Source organism: Limnohabitans sp., assembly GCF_031539175.1.
GTDB lineage: Bacteria > Pseudomonadota > Gammaproteobacteria > Burkholderiales > Burkholderiaceae_C > Limnohabitans.
Window position 1 is genome coordinate 1 of sequence record NZ_JAVKLQ010000015.1, and the last position, 16,269, is coordinate 16,269.

The 16,269-nt window shown below is 52.7% G+C and carries 8 protein-coding genes; 7 read left to right on the forward strand and 1 reads right to left on the reverse strand.

Translation table 11 applies throughout. The features are described 5' to 3' along the window. The first annotated feature begins 453 nt into the window (after positions 1-453). The 5 genes from RMS95_RS02880 (at position 454) to RMS95_RS02900 (ending at position 7,726) form a co-directional block, all read left to right on the forward strand. A complete protein-coding gene (locus RMS95_RS02880; RefSeq protein ID WP_310643419.1) occupies positions 454-1,110 on the forward strand; it encodes a response regulator transcription factor in 657 nt (218 codons plus the stop codon). Beyond that, positions 1,097-2,995, forward strand: a complete 1,899-nt coding sequence (locus RMS95_RS02885; protein WP_310643421.1) for an ATP-binding protein — start codon at positions 1,097-1,099, stop codon at positions 2,993-2,995. The genes RMS95_RS02880 and RMS95_RS02885 overlap by 14 nt, the downstream gene beginning before the upstream one ends. A 188-nt stretch (positions 2,996-3,183) precedes the next feature. After that, on the forward strand, positions 3,184-4,446 hold the full coding sequence (locus tag RMS95_RS02890; RefSeq protein ID WP_310643423.1) for a TolC family protein: 1,263 nt from the start codon (positions 3,184-3,186) through the stop codon (positions 4,444-4,446). Further along, entirely contained in the window at positions 4,443-6,551 is a 2,109-nt protein-coding gene (locus tag RMS95_RS02895) for an ATP-binding cassette domain-containing protein (RefSeq protein WP_310643425.1), read from the forward strand. The genes RMS95_RS02890 and RMS95_RS02895 overlap by 4 nt, the downstream gene beginning before the upstream one ends. A 56-nt stretch (positions 6,552-6,607) precedes the next feature. Then, positions 6,608-7,726, forward strand: coding sequence for an HlyD family efflux transporter periplasmic adaptor subunit (locus RMS95_RS02900; RefSeq protein ID WP_310643427.1), 1,119 nt, complete (start codon positions 6,608-6,610; stop codon positions 7,724-7,726). Positions 7,727-7,818: 92 nt separating this feature from the next. Here RMS95_RS02900 and RMS95_RS02905 read toward each other — a convergent pair whose 3' ends face one another. Beyond that, complete coding sequence (locus tag RMS95_RS02905; protein ID WP_310643429.1) at positions 7,819-8,097, reverse strand: hypothetical protein; 279 nt, start codon at positions 8,095-8,097, stop codon at positions 7,819-7,821. Positions 8,098-8,178: 81 nt separating this feature from the next. Here RMS95_RS02905 and RMS95_RS02910 point away from each other — a divergent pair, with 81 nt between their 5' ends. Beyond that, the gene (locus RMS95_RS02910) at positions 8,179-9,351 is read left to right on the forward strand and encodes a MotA/TolQ/ExbB proton channel family protein (RefSeq protein WP_310643431.1); all 1,173 of its coding nucleotides are present in this window, start codon (positions 8,179-8,181) and stop codon (positions 9,349-9,351) included. 54 nt (positions 9,352-9,405) lie between these two features. Then, positions 9,406-16,269: Ig-like domain-containing protein (locus tag RMS95_RS02915; protein ID WP_310643433.1), on the forward strand; the 6,864-nt coding region annotated here is incomplete at its 3' end.

Consider the following 16,269-nt stretch of genomic DNA (forward strand, 5'->3'; position numbering starts at 1 on the left):
CGTGACGGATGAGGAATTGACTATGATTGAAAACCGATTGAATCATCGCCCCAGAAAGCGACTAGGATTCAAGACACCTCACGAGGTATTCCATGCCTCGTTAAAGCGTGTTGCACTTCGTCCTTGAATCCGCCAAATTTATTGTGATTAACTCAAGCGAAAATCAAGATCCGGATAGGTGTTAAAAAATTGATGTGGCACGTTCGGTGCGAGGGGGAAGTCAACTCCCAATTGGGGTGACAGCTACTGTAAGTCCACTATGTTTGTACACTGATAAAATGTTGGTTAGTTTTTTAATGATGGGTGCATTCATTCAAGGGATACAAATATTGATACGAAATCGAGCATCTAAGATACTAATTGACCGCATAAAAAGAGTATGCGCTAACCTTTCAAACCAACAAAGCAATGGCACTCCCAGACCAATGCATTTGTAGCAATACAGGATAGAAAATGGCTATATCAGTGGTAATTATTGAAGATGATCCTATTGTTTCAAATTATTTGTCAGCTTTGATTAGAAATTCTCCCCTGTGTAATCTTGTGGGCGCGGCATGTAATAACGAACAAGCGCAAAAACTCATTGCTGAAGATGCCGACGTCTATCTCGTTGATATTGGCTTGCCAGATGTCAGCGGCATAGATTTGATGCGACAAATTAAAGGCAAATGTGTAAACGCTTCAGTTATGGTTTTAACATCACTCGCAGATATGCGCCATGTCATGCAAAGCATCGAAGCCGGCGCTTCGGGTTACTTGCTCAAAGACGACCAGCCTGAAGGACTCATTGAAAAATTGGTATCTCTTTATAACGGGAACTCTCCGCTTAGCCCTAGCGTCGCCAAGCTGCTGATTAAAAAAATCACCGAGACCCCGCAGCAACAACCTGTAGGCCCAAACTACGAAATGGTTGAAAAACTCGGACTGAGCCGCCGCGAGTATGAAGTTCTGATTGAGCTACGCTCGCCCATGCCCGTCAAGCTCATCGCCGAAAAACTCAACATTTCCTATTTCACAGTCAACCAGCATGTGCGCCGCATCTATCAAAAACTCAAAGTGGGCACACGATCCGGCGCGCTGAGTAAAGCGACCGAACATGGTCTTTTCTAAATTACTGCGCTGGGCAAGCGCAATCACCTTGCTCGTTTTGGCTTTGATAGGAACCTTTAGTGCGTTGAAGCAGATCGATCAAGAGCAAGCAAAGCTCTACACCCCAAAAGCACTGACCGTTATTACCAGCAGTGAGACGGGTGAGCAATCCACAACCATCAGATCGCTGCCTTACCTGTTTCAAAACAAAGCCTCAGAACTGCGTGCGCATCGGGTGACTTTTGAGTTCAATCCGGCAATCGACGACAGACCTACTGCCAACTTGGCGCTCTTTTCGCCTCAAATTATCCATGGTGGTGATTTCTATATCAACGGGCATTGGTTCTTTGGCATCCCAGCATCAACGCCGAGCATTCGCCACACATGGTATTCACCATTGCTAGCACCCATCCCACAAGACCTTCTTCTGAGCGATCAAATTAACCGAATTGAGATTCGCTTTCATTCATATCAACGTGGTTTTGTCGTCCCCTCGGTGTACGTGGGCCCTCTGAGCATCGTGCATGCGCTGCATAGCAAGTACATATTTATCAGTAATACATTGGCGCAAGCCTCAAATATTTTTTGCTGGATCGTCGGCCTGTTCATGTTGAGTCTTTGGTTTACCACTCGTAGTGGTAGCCTTTTTGCTTATTCAGGTGGTGCAACCATCTTGTGGGCTACCCTCTTTACTCTCGCTCTTACACCCGAGCTCGATTTGGCCTTTTGGCGGGAATGGCGTTTCTTGCTCTACATATCAACAGGTGGCTTGGTTTTGCTCATGAGCTTGTTTCTTATTGAGTACGCCGAGGTCCGGTTGTCGCGCCATGTTCGCCGACTTATGGTCCTGAGCACCCTTGGCGTTCCAATGCTTTTTCTGATTCTGGGCGCCCAAATTGAATACTGGCTCGATGTTTACTGGACTGGCCTCGTTATTTTCTTGTACGTGATTTCCATTGTCATATTGCTGTCGCGAAAATACCGAAACATGGACGCCATCACCTGGGTCTTGCTCGGGTACTCAATCATCGCGACGCTGTGCGCGTACCACGACTATGGTGTGCAAGCAGGCCCCTTGATTGAGAACCATGGCGCCTTACTGGAGTTGGGTGTACCCTCGCTTTTGATTGAACCTATCTTCCTCACGCATTTCACTTTGCCCGTTTTGCTCATTATTGTGGGCGCCATTTTGTTGCGCGTGCATGCGAGCAACGTCCTTGCCATTGAAAACGCCAACGAGACGCTTGAAGTAGAGCTAATTAAACGCGAGCGAGAACTCGAGTGCGCCCATGCTGAGCAGCGAATAGTTATTGCAGACAACGCCATGACCGAGGAGCGCAATCGAATCTTGCAAGACATTCATGACGGTTTAGGGTCCAGACTAGTCAACTTGCTACTCCAAGCCAGAACCGGGCAAATCACCATCAAAAACCTCCCTATCGACTTGCAGGCTTGTTTAGAAGATCTGCGCCTCATTGTGAGTGGCCAGTTTTTAGGTGATGTGTCGTTTAAAGACGCGCTGGAAGAGTTTTGTAAACGTGCCGTCCACAGCCTGCGGGGCGTGGGGGTCTTGCTTACCTATGAAATTGAGCATTTTGATTCTGAACACTTAAGCCCTCAAACGACAATTCACACGTTAAGAATCATTCAAGAGATGCTTACCAACACAATCAAGCACTCACACGCCACCGAGTGCAAGATTCGAGTTTCGGACACAGGGAGCGAACTCAAGATATGTGTTCAAGATAACGGAGTTGGGTTCGATGTAGATACCGATACCTTCCTTATGAAGCGAGGAATGTTAGGCATACACAAGAGAATTAAAGAGCTTAATGCTGAATCAAAATTAACGTCTGACGCATCAGGTACTCGCTTGGATTTAATAATAAAAACAAGCAAATCTTAAATATTGGAATTTTCAGACTCGGAGAAATAACAAATAAATAGCAATTTATAGTTGTTTGTTGCGGTTTATTGTGATTTATTGATATTTTTTTGCGATATGCAAAAGATCGACAAAAACTAAAAATTCACCCCAAGTTAATTAACTACTTGGGACATAAAATTAAAAAAGTTTTTGTATTTTTGGGGGGCTTGTATCTCCAACTTTGTTTTTCTGCGCATGCTCAAGTTTTCTCGGTTGAGAGTTTTTTAGAGTCAATTCTCTCAAATCACCCTGCGGTTTTGGCTGCGCGTGCTGAGACGCAAGCTGCGCGCTTTGAAGTCGTTGGTGCTTGGCAGCAAATGTTGCCCGAGCTGCAGGCTACAACAGCTAAACCTACCAACAGAGATCCAAAGCAGGTCACGCAGCCCAAATCTACTTTGGCTGTTGAGCAAAAGTTGTGGGCGGGTAACAAACTCACTGCCACCGTCGAGGCGGCTGAGATGGCTGAGAAATCTGCGCAAGCCAAACTCAACGAGGCCAAGTTAAACATTGCGTTAGTAGCGGTCGAAGCTTTACAGGCTTTTCGCTCTGCGGTGGAACGCTTGCGCGTCAACGAGCAAACCACACTACGCCTCAGCCGTTTTGAATCCTTGATGGCCCGACGCGTGGAAGCAGAAGTCTCGGCCCCCATCGATGCCACCTTGGTCCGCTCGCGCATGCTGCAGGCCCAAGTCGACCAATCCAACGCTCAAACCGCCAAGCGCGTGGCCATCTCTCGCCTCGAACAACTTAACTTGGGCGGTCCAGCCGTCGCGTGGGAAAGTTTGAACGCACAAAGCCTTGGCGGTGCCATCAACGTGCCGCTGCCTTTGGATGAAAAGCAAGCTTGGGACGCCTTGCAATCGCGCATAGACGCACACCCCAGCGTCGTTCGCTACAGCGCAGATGCGCAAGTCGCCCGTGCCCGCCAAGACGTGCTCTCTGCCGACCGCTTCCCTGTGGTTTACGCACGCCTTGAGCGCAACCGCTACGACAACACTGGGTTCTCGACCCAAGATGGCGTCACCGTTGGCTACGTCGGTATGCGCTTCACCCCGGGCGCCGGCTACGCCAGCTACTCACAAGCGGTTGCCGCTGCAGAGCGCGCACAAAGCGCTCAACAGCAAGCCGAAAGCAGTCGACGCGAGATTACCAATCAACTGCGCCAAGATCTCGAAGAATGGCGAAGTGCCACGGCACGTTTGGTCGATTACAGGAGTGCTGTCAAAAATGCAGCATTGGTCAGCGAATCCTATGAGCGCCAATTCATCGTCGGTCGTTTGAGTTGGCAGCAAACACTCGATGCGGTTCGCGAGCACGGTCAGGTCAGCATGTCGCTGGCGGATACAGAAGCGTCACTTTGGGCTGCGAGTTATCGCTTGCGCTTGCGCAGTGGTGACTACGACCTCCTTGCGCAAGGAGATGCGCGATGAGCAATCAATTTGAGCAGCTTTCATGGGCTTTCGCTGCAATCGCTAAACTTCAAGGGGTTGCCCTTGATCCTTCCCGTTTACACACTGTTTTTGCGGGCGTGGCAGATGAGCGGCGCCCCGATATTCAGGCCATCTGTATCGCCCTCGACATTGATGTGGCATCTCACCTAGACATGCCCGATCGCGTGCTACTGCCGCTGCTCTACCATGATCAGATTCGCGGTTGGGGTGTTTTGGTTGACCAACAACCCAACGGCTGTTGGGTTTTTGTGCAAGAGCAAGGCCAGCTTGCAATTCCTCAAGAGCAGACCACAGCCAACGCCGTCAAACTCGGATTTGTGCGTTATAAAAAACAGGCACAAGCCCGTACCTTCGAAAAATACTTCAAGCAATCCCTTAAGGCCTACCAAGGTGTTCTTGGTGAGGCCATCATGGCCTCGGCTTTTATCAGCTTTGTAGCGCTCGCGGCATCGCTTTTCTCTATGCAGGTCTATGACCGCGTGATTCCCACTCACAGTAGCAGCACCTTGATTGTGCTCGCCGTTGGCGTCACCTTGGCTATTGGCTTGGAGCTTGCTATGAAGTTTGCGCGCTCGCATGCTATGGATGCTGTCATAGCAAGCTTAGATGCCAAGCTTTCCCGTGAAATCTTTGAGCGCCTGTTATCTGTTCGAGTTGATCAGTTGCCTGGATCTGTCGGAAGTTTGGCGGGGCAGCTGCGCGGGTACGAGCAACTACGCTCCTTTTACACGGCAAGTACGTTGTTTACTTTGGTCGACTTGCCTCTGGGAATCATCTTCATCGCAGTTATTGCTGGCATAGCCAGTGTTTTGATGGCATTTGTTCCTTTGTTTTTTGGCTGTCTTGCAGTCACCCTTGGTTACTACTCGACCAAACGTGTTGATAAATTAGCCAAGCAGAGTACGGCAGCCTCTAATCTGAAAACAGGTCTCTTAGTCGAAGCTGTTGAGGGTGTCGAAACTATCAAATCAGGCTCTGGTGGTTGGAAATTTTTATCCCGATGGATAGACGTTAATGCCGAGGCTATGAGCAGCGATATGGCTATGCGTGGCGCTAGCGAACATGCCGCCTATCTCTCGGCTACCTTGCAGCAAGTCAGCTACACCGCCACAGTCATCGTTGGATCTTGGCTGGTGATGGAGGGCAAGATCACCATGGGTTCGCTTATTGCCTGCTCAATTTTGGGTGGTCGCATCTTGGCTCCCATTACAGCCATACCCGGCCTTATGGTGCAACGCGCTCACTCTAAGGCAACTTTGGAAGGCCTTGAAAAAATCTACGCTCTTCAAACAGATCACCACGGTGTAGAGCGTCCACTCACGCCAGACACTATCAAAGGCAATTTTTTGGTCGAGTCTGCAAAGTTCTCTTATATGGGTGGCCCAGTGGCGGCCAAAGTGGAGCGCTTGGTCATTCAATCCGGTGAGCGCATTGGCGTATTAGGGCCCATTGGTGCGGGTAAATCTACCATTTTGCGTTTGTTGTCTGGCCTCTATCGACCTCAAGAGGGGCGCGTGCTTGTTGATGGTCTCGACCTTGCGCTCATAAATCGTCAAAGTATCAATCAAGAAATCGGTTACTTACAGCAAGACCATCGCCTTTTTGTCGGAACCTTGCGTGAGAACCTTCTAATCGGTACTCCTGATCCAGGGGACGAAGTCCTTCACAAAGTCATGGTGCGCACCGGACTAATCCGCTTGGTTTCTGCGCACCCTAAGGGGCTAGAACTTCCGATTCAAGAGGGTGGGCGAGGGTTGTCTGGGGGGCAACGTCAACTTGTTGCATTCACTCGCTTGGTGTTGTGCGATCCCTCAGTCTATTTGCTCGACGAGCCTACGGCTTCCATGGATGAAGAGCTAGAAAAGCAATGCTTGAGTGTTCTTCAAGAGGAGATCCAGAAAGGCAAAACACTCATTGTCGTCACACACAAGCCATCGATCCTCCCGTTGGTTGATCGACTCATCGTTGTGGCTGGTCACCAAATTGTCTTAGATGGTTCGCGTGATGCAGTTCTTAGTCGACTTCAAACGCCACCAACTAGTGTTGAGCGATCGCCAGTTTTTAAAGCAGCCGCTAACGCATGAACGCAATCAAACCTACTATGACTTCACACAGCCCCACACTCACGCGTGCACGTTGGATGTTGCGTATCGCCATGGGCGGTATTGTCATGCTCGTCATCTGGTCAGCCTTTGGTGAAATTGACCAAGTTACTCGTGCGCAAGGGCAAGTTATTGCTGTTGCACGCACTCAGTCCATCCAAGCTTCCGACGGTGGTGTTGTATCAGAAATTCACGTTAAAGAGGGCGAGACCGTTAAGCAAGGTCAACTCCTTGTTACCTTAGAAAAAGGACGTGCCCAAGCCGCGGTTGATGATAGTCGTGCCAAAGTCGCAGCGCTCAAAATCACCCTCGCGCGTCTTAAAGCGGAAGTTTATGGACAGCCGCTCAAATTTGCCTCGGAGCTAGAGGCCTATGGTGAATACATCTCAAACCAACGTGATCTTTATCACAAGCGAAAAAGCGCAATCGACCAAGACGTTGCAGCATTGAACGAGATGCTCGGCCTTGCCCGACAAGAGCTCGATATGAACAAAGACCTCGCTAAAACGGGTGACGTCAGTAAGGCCGATCTCCTGCGCTTGCAGCGCAGCGTTGCTGACATCCAGGCACAAATCAATAACAAACGTAACAAATACTTCCAAGAGGCTGTGGCTGAAATGACCAAAGCCCAAGAAGATCTAAATACACAACAAGAGCAACTGCAAGATCGTTCACAACTTTTAGAGCACACCGAGCTTGTTGCTCCTGCCAATGGAGTAGTCAAGAATATCAAAGTGACCACACTTGGCGGGGTTGTGCGAGCAGGTGATCTTGTTCTTGAAATACTTCCGATTGGTGAGTTAGTTGTCGAAGCAAAAATTACTCCCTCCGACATAGCCAACGTCAAACCTAGCCAAGAAGCTATTGTCAAGCTCGACGCCTATGACTATGCCATTTACGGCACTCTCAAAGGGCACGTCAGTTACCTCAGTCCTGACACCTTGCTTGACGAATCACGCCAGCAGGGCGTTGTCCCTTACTACCGCGTTCAGATCGTTTTAGACGAAAAGCAATTTCACGGCAAAAAAGCAGAGGTCATAGATGTGCGGCCTGGTATGACTGCCACCGTCGAAATCAAAGCACAAGAAAGAACCATCTTGTCCTATCTCACCAAGCCTGTGACCAAAACCATTTCTGAGTCAATGGGCGAGCGTTGAGCCGGCCCCAAATTTTTCCAATAGGAGCGCCCATGAGCCATACACAAATCACCATGACCGACAAAAGCAACCTTGCAAAAGGACTGCGTAATTCATTGCTCGCTTGTATCGGCGTCACCGTGGCCTACGTACTTGGCAATATCTGGTTGCTTGACAGCATTATTCGGTTGGTTAAAAGCGCGGCAAACCCTTTTTTTGCCGTGCTCATCATCGCAACAACAGTGTTTGGGCAGGCGCTCGCTATGTATCACGCCTTCAAAATATTGAGTGAAGCAGGGCTCGTGCAACGCATCAGTGCTGCCATCGCATTGCGAAAAGGTGACCCTCAAGAAATACAAGAAAGTGAAGTCACAGAAGTATTGGGTTTGCATGCGCAAGACCTCTCCTCATGGCATCTTTTTAGTCACTTTGAGGCGGGACGTAGTCGTGCGAACGGCTATGACCAGCTTGCTTTGCGCTCTCAACTCCAGGCCTTCGAAGATGCCATTCAGCGACGCATCACCTTCCCACAATACATTGCCAACACGCTAATTGGTTTGGGTTTGTTTGGCACCTTTTTGGGTCTGATCGTCACACTCAAAGAAGTTGCTGGCCTCATCGGTGTTTTTGCCATCAGTGGCAACCTAGATTCCGCCGACATGATGGGGCAATTCTTCCAAAAAATGAGCGGTCCTCTTGCCGGTATGGGTGAAGCCTTCGTGGCTTCTTTGCTTGGTTTGGGCGGCTCCATCGTCAACAACCTGCAACTGCTATCACTCAAGAAGTTACAAGCTACTGTTGTAAACGCAACTGAAGCCAGTTACTTTGATGTCGCCGAAATCATCTATGGCCCACCCACTACCGATGCCGAAGGTAAACAAGTCGCCTTAGACGTGCGCTTGGCGCAGCTTCAGCTTGAAGAAATAGCCGGTCTGCGCATGGATATCAGCAAACAAACTGATGCCATTTTGATTGCCGCAGCAAAAATGCGACTTGCCTCGGAGTCTATGGGGAAAACCATGGAAATGCTGGAGCGTGTTGCAACACAAGAGGACATGCGCCCCAATTTTGACCGCCTTGCCATCGTCATGGAACAGCGCCTCAACACCATTGTGGGCAAACTGGACGACAGCCAAATGGTGCACTACAGCTTGCTCAACGTGGCCAAAGACTACAGCGAGCGCTTTGGCCAAATCAGTCAAAACACTGACCAAATCATCCACCACATCACCTCACAACTTGCCGAGCTCTCCGCCCTGCGCCGAGACATCAGTGAAGCCGACGCCCTCGGTCGTGGTCATCAGCAACAAACCATCGATAGCCTCAAAGAAGCCATCCACCGCGACATGGGCTTACTCGCCGCCGCCATGGCCGAAAACGTGCGCATCTTGCGCGAACAAAACCAAACACTCATCGACATCAACAGCCAAAGCATGCAAGCCAACTTGCAGCTCAAAGCCATGGAAGCCGGCACCCGCCGCGCCATCGAGCACGTGCAACCCCAAATCGTCGAAATGATTGCGCGTTTAGAAAAAACGGAGCAAACCCACGAATATGTTGCCAAGTACGACTGGGGCCAGCTGCACACCAAAGTTGACAAGCTCCAAGCCAGCCTCAACAGCGGCAAAGCCCCACTAAGAAGCTAAATCGCTTCGCCCCTTCTCGCCCTTGCCCACCCACCACTTTTGACACACACCATCATGGCCAAACGTACTCCTTCACCCCAAGCCAAAGCCGCAGAGCTTCACACCATGCCTGCGCAGGACGTTGTCACCATGAACGAAGGCAACGCACAGCCGTTACCGGCTGTCGTCAAAAGCAGTGGCAAAAGCAAGGCCAAAGCCAAACTCGACACGGTCCGTGACGACGACCCCTTGGCCGCCGACCAAGACCCCATCGCCACTGCGTCAAGCGAACACAGCTTGACTGACAATGGTCACGATGTGGTGCTTGCCCAAGCCAATACCTCTGGCAGCACGTCATCTGCCCCCGCCAGCGTCGGTGAAGACTTGTTGCGCCAAGCTGGCCCCATCCCCACCAAAACAGCAAACACACAAGACACCGGCTTCTTCTCCTCTCCATGGGTCCTGCCTGTGGCCATTGGTGGAGGCGCGCTCGCGCTGGCTGGAGGTGGCGGAGGTAGTGGCTCAAATACGCAGCAGCCCGTGGCGGTGGCTGAAACAACCAGCTTCACCGTCGTTCCCTACGCGGGCAAGTTCATTGATAGCACCACCAACCTCACCGCCAAACTCTACAAAGTCAGTGCATCGGGTGTTGAGACAGAAATAGGCAACAGCACCGTCGTCAAAAACGGCAGCATGTCAATCAGTGCAAAAAACACAGACTTGGTTCTTGACGCTGGTGAGTACCTGAAAGTCAAGTTAATTGACAACACAATGGCCCCCGACTTCCTCGACGAAGCCCAGACCGATGATTCCGAGGGTGCCTCAGGGTCTGCGAAGGTCAACCTGGGTCATGAATTAACCACCTTGCTCAGCGCTGCGCCCAAAGCCGGGGGAACTGTCGCTGTCACTCAACTCACCACGCTGGCCACGCTCAAGTTTGACGAGCTTGCCGCCGCCACCAAATCGGCTGACATCAAAGCCGCGATCGACACCAGCAACAACACGGTGAAAGATGCTTTCAGCATTCAAACAAGCCTTACCGACTCCAACCCTGCGAATTCGTCTAGCTACCAAAAAGCGCTGGGCTTGATTTCGGGCTATGCCAAATCACTAGGCGCTACCCCTGCCGATAGCAAGACAAGCGAGGTTCTGGACGCATTGAAAGCGGCCATTTCAAAATCAAGTGCAAACGAGGTTGCTGCCGCCATCCAAAGCATTTTGCAAACTGGCGTGAACAACTTACCTCCTGACTACACCAACCCCAATGGCAGCTCACCATTTGTGGTGTCGAGCTTGGAGTTGACAGACACCACCACCCCAGTCAATGGGCAGCCCACTGTCAACCTCGTCAACTACAACGATGGGCTCACCTTCAAAATTAATCCCGGCACCGGCACACGTGTGGGCGACAAAGCCACACTGACCTTCACCGACAAAGACAGCGGCGCCAAATTTACCTACGTCTACACCTTCAAAGGCAACAGCGTCGATGGCACAGAGCCTGGTAATGAAATTTACAGCGCTGAAACAATTACCATCCCTCGCTTCAGCAACCTCAACCTTGCAGCGCTTGCAGAGTACACAGATGCCAATGGCAACACCTTGCTGCCATTGACAAACGGGCATCCCGATGGGGCCATTCATCGCTACAGCGTTGACTTGCGTGTCGGTACCCTTGGTGTCGGCAAAGGCCTGAGCGACTTCGGCCTCAACACAGCCTCTGTGACATTGAGCAACCCTGCACTAGAGGGCAGCACCGTTTTTGGCACCACAGACACCCTCACGGTGAATGTGGCACTCACTGAAAAAGTGGCTTGGGCCAATGGTAACCCCACCCTCAAACTGCATATCGCTGACGGCAGCGCTGACGGCTATGACATCAGCCTTCAATTGCTCTCTGGCTTTACAGGTACGGGCTCCACGGTGCCCACCAATGTTCTGACGTTTCAAGTCAAACTCAAAGACATAGGGTCGCATAGCGGCCCCATCAGCATTGCAGCCAACGCGATTGAGTTTCCGGCAGGTGCCACGATCATGAACTCGCCCGGCGGCATAAAAGATGCCACTTGGTTCAATACCCTGGTAGACACCACGCTCACCCCCGCCCTGAACATCGACACCGTTTTGCCGTCGACAGCGTACTTGAAGGCGAAGACGGCAAGTGATGTGGTGGTCCTCGATGCAGATCAAGCCAACAAATCGAACCTCAATCTCTATGATCGCGTCACGCAAAAAAATCAACTGGCACTCAATGTCACCGTTGAAGACCAAGACCTCACTGGCACAGGCGCCACTGTGCGCTTGTTTTGGAGCCGAAATTCTGACGGTACAAGTTTGGTTGCGTTGGGTACAAAAGCCGTTACCGATGGCAACCCTGTGGTGTCATTCGATGTCCGTGACTATCAGGAAATTAAAAGTGGGAAGCAAGTCCCTACCTACATTGGCGGCGCCACTGGCCCTAATGCGACGGGCACTCCTTACTACCTCTACACGCAAGTGGTCGATGCCGCAGGCAATGTGGGCCCTTTGTCGTCATTTTTCAAAGTGGTGCTCGACAACACGGCCCCGACCGCACCCACGCTCGATCTGGCAACAGCAAGCGACACGGGGCAGCTCACCAATGACAACATCACAGCAGTGTCCAAACCAAACATCACTGTCACGGGTGAAAAGGGTGCCAAAGTTACTTTGTTTGACGACACCAATAGCAATGGGGAAGTCGATGCGGGTGAAACGTTGTCCGAGGGGTTCATCAACACCACCCTAGACACAGACTCGACGAACAAGTACAGCTATTCTTGGACGCCTGCGACCAATTTATCGGCAGGCACCCATCACCTCAAAGCCAAACTGACCGATGTGGCAGGCAACACCAGCTTGAGCAGCGCGTTGGATGTCGAGGTGCTTGCCCCTCTCACCACCAAGCCGAGCCTGGCATTTGTCAGTGCGCCCACCGCTGGCGCTAGCTACAACATGGTCACGGCCTCCCAAAAAACCATCACCGCCACCGTCACCTACGAGCGTGCCATGTATGTGGCAGCGGATGCCTCGACTTTGACCTTGACGCTCAATGTGGGTGGGGTAACACGCACAGCCACTTACAGCGGCATCAGTGAAGACCGCAAAACCCTCACCTTCAGCTACACCTTGGGCTCGTCTTCGAATAATGACAGTGGTTTGTCTGGCCAAGTGAGTATCACCGCTTTGAATCGGGCGGACACGCTGTTGTCAGACATCGCGGGCAACCCTGCGCCTTCAGGTGTGACACCGTTCAGTGGGACCGCGCCCACAATTGACACGCTGGCGCCTGCCTTGCCCACCATTGCCATCAAAGACGCGCAAGCAGACCTCACCAGCGTCACCACGGATGGCGCTGTGGCTATCAAGGCCGAAGCCGATGCGACTGTCACTGTCACGTTCAAAAACACCTCAGACACGACGAAAGCAGCACAAACCGTTGTTGTCACTGGCAAAGGCACGGGCGTCAATGCTGAAGAAGTCCTTGCCAAGCTCTCGTCAAGCCAAGTGACGGATCTAGGCCAAGGCACCATCCAAGTCACGGCCGAGGCCAAAGATGCCATGGGCAACAGCAGCGGCACTACCACCGCCACAAGCGCGCTGTCCTTCACGCTTGACACCGTGGCACCCTCTGTGACCTCAGTCAGCGATGCCACCCTAGCAGCAGTGACCAAAGACAACATCGTCTTCACTGTCAAGTTTTCAGAGCCCTTGGCGGCCACACCCACGGCCAACGACTTCACCGTTACCAACGGCATAGGCACCATCGGCAGCGTTGTGGTTGATGGGAGCAATGCCAACAGCTATCGCGTCACCGTCATCCCCAAGCCCAACACCCCCAGTGGTCAAGTGCAACTGGGCTTGAGCGCTAGCAGCACCATTCAAGATGCGGCGGGCAACAAAGCGGCTGACAGCTTGGCCAAGTTCAGTGTGGCCACGCAAGCCATTGACACACAGGCCCCCACGGTCACGGCTGTCACCAGCAGCAAAGCGAGCAGTGTGGCCACTGGAGCGTTTGACTTCATCGTCACGTTCAGTGAGGCCATGGGGCCGGCGGCCATCGCTGGCAACCCGCTCAGCACGAGCAACTTTGCTGTGACCAACGGCCAAGTCACCAGCGTCACACCTGTCGCCACCAAAGATGGCAGTGTTCAATACAAAGTCTCGGTCACACCCAATGCCGGTGTAGACGCAGGGCCTAACGCCAACATGGTGCTCAGTCTGGTTGCTAGTGCTGTTGATACCGACAGCTACGTGGCCGACGCACTGGGCAACTTGGCCGTCAATGCGCCTCTCAACGTCACTGGCTTAGGCGGTTCGCAAGCCATTGACACCCTGGTCCCGGCGCTGCCAACCATCAACGTGAAAACGGCTGCCGCCAATTCAAGCAACGCACAGGCTGGGGCTGTGGCCATCAAGGCCGAAGCCGATGCGACCGTCACCGTCACTTTCAAAAACACCTCAGACACGACGAAAGCAGCACAAACCGTTGTTGTCACTGGCAAAGGCACGGGTGTCAGTGCTGAAGAAGTCCTTGCCAAGCTCTCGTCAAACCAAGTGATGGATCTAGGCCAAGGCACCATCCAAGTCACGGCCGAGGCCAAAGATGCTGCGAAGAACAGCAGCGGCACCACCACAACCGTTTCGAGCTTCACCCTCGACACCATCGCGCCCACTGTGCGCAGCATCAGCAGCAACATCGCACAGCTCAAATCCGGCGGCACCGCCACAGTCACCTTCACCTTCAGCGAAGACCCTGGTGTCAGCTTCGGTGTGGACGATGTCACGGTCACCGGCGGCACACTAAGCAACATCACCGGCACAGGCACCACGCGCACCGCCACCTTCTCGGCAGACATGGCCAATCTATCGGGTCAGCAAGCCACCATCGCAGTCAAAGCCGACAGCTACACCGACGCAGCACTCAACCTTGGCGCAGGCTTGCCTTCGCCTGCCAGCTTGATTTTTGTAGACACCACGGCACCCACCATCACGGGCTTTACCAGCACCAGCAGCAGCGGCACTTATGGCATCGGTCGCGACATCAGCTTGCGCGCCACCGCCTCTGAAGCTGTGGGGTCAGCGGCTTATCTTGACGTCACGCTCAACACCAACCCCGCGCAGACGGTGCGTTTGACGCGCAACACCACGAACACCACCTTGTTTGAAGGCACTTACCGCGTGAACTCGGGTGACACCACCTCCGGTTTGAAAGTGACCAGCTTCACGGCCAGCGGCGCAGACGGCGTGGGCAATGCCATCGCCACCACCTTGCCTGACAGTACTGGCAGCTTGGGAGCCTCCTTGGTCATCCAAGGCATTGCACCTGCGGCACCGGCAAGCTTTGCCCTGAGCACCGCCTCTGACACCGGCGTGGTGGGTGACTACATCACCACCCAAACCACTCCCGGTTTTGATTTCAAAGGTTTGGTGGTGGGCCTCACCGTCAAAATTTACAACGGCAATACCGTGGTGCACAGCTTTGTGGCCAACAGTGTCGAGATGAGTAACGTCCAACTGCCCTCAGCCTTGTCAGTGGGCAACTACGCCAATTTGAAAGTCGTGCAGGTCGATGCCATTGGCAACGAAAGCACCGCCGTGCCCTTGCCGACGTCGCTGCAAATTCAATCGCTAACAGCGAAGCCAGCCGCCTTGTCGGCGTTGACCTTGGATCCCACGCTGGACGCGCAAAACCAATACCAATACGAAAACAACATTACCCCAAACATCCGCGTTCTCGACAATTCGACGTTCCTGTCTGCACCCAAGTTTCAGTTCAGTGGCGGCACAGTGGGCAATACCGCACTGTTGTTTCGCGACATAGATGGCGATGGCGCGTACAACAAGGACAAGGATATCTTGCTGGGCACCGAGTTAATCACAGAGACGAGCAATAGCCTTCACAGCATCTCTGTCAATCCCACCAATGCCTTGGCGAACACGTCTCCCATCAGCCAAGGCTACACCGAAATCAAGGTGGTGCAGCAAGACGCAACAGGCCAAATCAGCGACGCCTCCAATGCAGCCTTGGGCGCTGCCAGCGGTCCGCGCGTAGGCTTGGGCTTGATCATTTACAACACGTCTTTAGGCAGCCATTTGGCCGACTTGACCGGGTTCGCGCTTGCAGAGTCATCCACTTTTGCCAGCAACACACCCACACTCACCTTCAACGTGCGCGGCACAGTGCTGGGTGCCAAGGTGGTCATCACCGCAACGCAAACGCTCAATGGCGCAACCAAGGAAATCACCTTACCAGACACAGCCCTCACAGGTGCTGCGAATGCTGTCAACAACCTAGTGGTTGATGTCAGGGGTGTAGAAGGCACGCTATCCAACTTCAAAGCCAAACAAACATGGGCGGGCGTGACAAGTACCACAGCCATCAGCAACACGGGCAGTACCGCCCCCGTCATCTTGGACCATGTGGTGCCCACGGTGGCCATCAGCATCGACCCTGCTCAAGGGGCGCTCTTGAGCCAAGGCGAAACACGCCTCGTCACATTCAAGTTCAGCGAAGAAGTGACTGACTTTGACGCGTCAGACATCACAGTCAGCAGCGGGACCCTCACAGGACTTGCACAAGACAACCTCGATAGAACCCTTTGGACCGCCACCTACCAAGGTGCGCCAGGCAACACCGCACCTGCTTACCTCTTTGTGGGCAGTGGCAAATTCCAAGATGCGGCGGGCAACCGCAACACCGATGGCGCAGATGCCAACAACATCCTCAACTTCCAGTTCCGACCGAGCAACCATGCACCCACGGGGGCGGACAGAACTTTCACGGTGAATGAAGACAGCAGCACCACGCTGGCGGTGGCTGATTTTGGTTTTGCCGATGCCAGCGACACGACCCCCAATGCGTTGAAAAGCGTCATCATCACCACACTGCCTACAGCGGGCACGCTCAAGCTCAACAAC